Below are 3,214 nucleotides of genomic sequence, written 5' to 3'. Positions count from 1 at the left end.
GTCTAGGGCACGCGTCATCGCTGACAAATCTTGCGCGGATTGATCCCATCGCAGATAGCCTGCCGCATCTGGGCGCCGACGCTTCGGAAAATAACTCCTGTTCACCAGCGCCTGCGGATAGGCAGTAAGTTTCCCGATCTTGAGGCCAGTTAAGAGTTCGCGGAAACCCTCGATCGCGGCTTCATAACATTTGAGGTTCAGCGTCATTGCCGTGTCGGTGGGCGCAATCAGGACTTGGCGCTGAACCACGACGTCACCGGTATCAACACCGTCATCGATCCGATGCCAGGTGACGGCGTATTCGGTTTCTTGCGCCAGCAGCGCCCAGGACGTCGCATGCGTTCCCGCGTACCGTGGCAATGGACCGTCGTGATAATTAAATGCACCTTGTCGCGCTCGCTCAAACACGTCCGGTCGCAATTTAAGCGGGTTGGCAACCGAGAATATCCAATCCACTGGCTCATTGTTCAGTAAAGTGGAGAGTTCTTCAACATTCGCAATGCGCAAGATGTTGGCGCGAGCCGCCCAATCCGCGAAAATCGCGTCAGTACACAGGGCCGCGCCAATGACGTGGCCCATCTCCATTGCCAGTTGTGCGCACGCGATAGCTAGCGTACCACTGCCAAGAATGATGCTGGAAAAGATTGGCCGGGCTGCAGGATCCATGCCCTGCTCGCCTAGTTGACAGGCATGACCGCGCACCGGAGAAGACCGATATACCATTTTCATCCCTCAGCCAGTCCCAATCTGGGCCGTTCCCGCCCTAACCGCCGCGCCGCATAGCGGCCTAAACCCGTCACACTGGTTCGGATCTGCTCGGGGGAAAGCGCGCTTAATACCAATCGAACTCGGCGGTTCTGCGAGTCAACCAACACAAGGAAGGTCATCAGCATAACGATGACAATGTCACGCCTTGCACCCCTGTTGCGCTCTCTGCGGCGGCCCCTCATCGTATCGCACCTATTGTGCAACGGGTTCGCTGATGATGCCGGCCGTTGTCCATACTGCAACAACTGAGACTGTACTTGCCTACCTCGTTATCGCCGGCTGAATGCCCTTCATACACCACTAGCACAACAGCGTGTTTTCGAAGCTGAGCCGCTTACCTGCGTCCACGGACACCTTGAGCTAGCTGGCCTACCAATGGGCGTAATCATGAGACGATTTCTCCTCAGCTGGGACCCGTATGCATATGAACGAGCAAGTGCCGTGCCAGAGGAGATAATCACGTCACAACAAGGCTTGGCGCTAATCACACCATGACAAATGTCCGACAATGTCGGACACTGGACGTAAGCGATCTGAGGAGGCTTCGAGTTTCGCGGCTTGCGGGTTGTCAGTTAGGAGTTGCCAGGTTCAGGAGCAGAAGCTCCTAACCCGAAAAATTCATGGTGGTTGGCGGATTTGGTGCAAGACTTTGAAATGAAATGGGATTTGGTTGCTAAGCCCGATCCGAATCATTTTCCGAGATCACACCCGCCATGAACGACCAGGCTGCCGCTGAGCTGTATGTCATCAGTAGGCGGCAAGTCCGTCGTCCCCCGTTTCGACGGCGGCATGCTGTCGTCCTACAGCGGCTTCCTGGCTCTGGCCGAAGTGGAGGGCTGCGGGTGGCCGAGCGTCTGGCGCGCTGCATCGACGATCCGCGCTAGCCGGACCAGACTGCCCACAGCTTGGCCGGGTGATCGCCGCCGGCTACCAGGACGGCAACGACGCCAAACCGGCTGCGCCCCGATCCAGTCTGCAAGATGGCCCAGGATGCCGCCGTCGGGTCGGGATCTGGCCTCCCAATCGATGATGTGCCGGCTGGAGGACCTGCCAGCGTGGGGGAGCTGGTCGCCATGGGGCGGGCGATGCGTCGATCTGGGCCGGCATCGCTAACGATGGTTGCGAAAGCGCACACGAAAGGTGCGGTCGCCGAGGCGGGGCCGCAGCCGATTGTTCTTGGCGAAAATGTTTCTCACCCCGTGTTAACCACCGCTGAAGCAGTCGCCAGGGACATGACCATGCCCGACCATCGCTTCCTAGCCACAACGGTTGAGGAAGCTCGGTTCCGGATGCGCCGCACGCATCGCCTGGCGATCGCCGAACTCGCCGCAAGAAGCTGCGGCAGAAAAGATGGTACTTTGCCCCGAGATGAAGGATAGTAGCGGCGCCTGCGATGGCCGCTGCGCCACAGATGGCGGCATAACTTACGGTGAAACCCAGTCCAGGCCGAGCACTACTTGCTGGTCGGTGGCAGGTACCCTCCGCGAAGTTTCTCTAGAGGCGGCCGAAGTGACATGAGCTAGATCGCACTTCCCAGTGTCCGAGCTGAGTTCTGTCCCGAACGATGTCCGCGAAATGCTTAGCTCCGGGATGAACCGACGGCCATGTCGCTGCCTGACGTGCCTCGACGTCGGGCGCGGCTCTCCGGAAGAGAGCGCCAAAGCTCATCTCCTGACCGTCCGCCGACTGCTGTCGAACCATATCGGGACGCCGATCAACACCATCCTGATCCTCGATCACTGGGACGATTTGCTCCATCTGGCGGCGTCGATCACGACGCGATCAGTGGTGCCGTCTACGATCCTGAAGAAGCTGTCAGCATCACCGAAGGAAAGCCAGCTCGCAAGTGCGCTACGGGAACTTGGCCGGATTGAGCGATCGCTGTTCATGATCGAATGGTACTCAAGTCCAGCGCTACGCCGGCGTTGCCAGGCCGGCCTCAACAAGGGTGAGGCGGCGCATAAGCTGAAGCGCGCCGTCTTCTTCCACGAGCGCGGTGAGATCCGGGACCGATCGTTCGAAAGCCAGGCCTTCCGCGCCTCGGGCCTCAACCTCGTCATCAGCGCGATCGTGCACTGGAACACGGTCTACATCGAACGGGCCGTCAGCCATTTGCGCAAAATGCATCGCGAGATTCCGGATCATCTGCTCAAGCACGTCTCGCCGCTGAGCTGGGAACACATCAATCTGACCGGCATCTACACCTGGGATGCAGAATATCAGATGCCTGAAGACTTCCGGTCGCTCAGACTACCGGCTCGGTTACGCCAAGCCGCATGACGTTCATGCTCCGTTCAGCCTTAGCGTACGATTTCGCACTGCTCTTGTTCGGACCCCGAAAAGCTGCGCGCACCGCTCTCTCGGTCGCCGCCGCTCCTTCAATCCGTAGGTGCTATGGCAGCGAGTTCACCTCGAACGGCATCCTCGCCTGGGCGGATCAGAACCT

At 59.1% G+C, this 3,214-nt stretch carries 2 protein-coding genes and 1 pseudogene; 2 read left to right on the top strand and 1 reads right to left on the bottom strand.

What is annotated here, in order from left to right; genetic code table 11:
* On the bottom strand, window positions 1-666 hold a 666-nt coding region (locus EN749_RS33070), incomplete at its 3' end, for a formyltransferase family protein (RefSeq protein WP_281061940.1).
* A 1,217-nt stretch (window positions 667-1,883) separates the two neighbouring features.
* On the opposite strand from EN749_RS33070, the gene EN749_RS37950 reads away from it, so the two are divergent.
* Window positions 1,884-2,147, top strand: coding sequence for a hypothetical protein (locus EN749_RS37950; RefSeq protein ID WP_189367884.1), 264 nt, complete (start codon window positions 1,884-1,886; stop codon window positions 2,145-2,147).
* A gap of 310 nt (window positions 2,148-2,457) precedes the next feature.
* Window positions 2,458-3,048 (top strand): annotated as a pseudogene (locus EN749_RS33060) (Tn3 family transposase); the annotation flags it as partial.
* Between the last annotated feature and the right edge of the window lie 166 nt (window positions 3,049-3,214).

This window comes from Mesorhizobium sp. M7A.F.Ca.ET.027.02.1.1, from assembly GCF_004022985.1.
In the GTDB taxonomy this organism is placed as follows: domain Bacteria; phylum Pseudomonadota; class Alphaproteobacteria; order Rhizobiales; family Rhizobiaceae; genus Mesorhizobium.
Note: the sequence above shows the minus strand (reverse complement) of the source record. Positions and strands in the feature narration are given on the sequence as shown.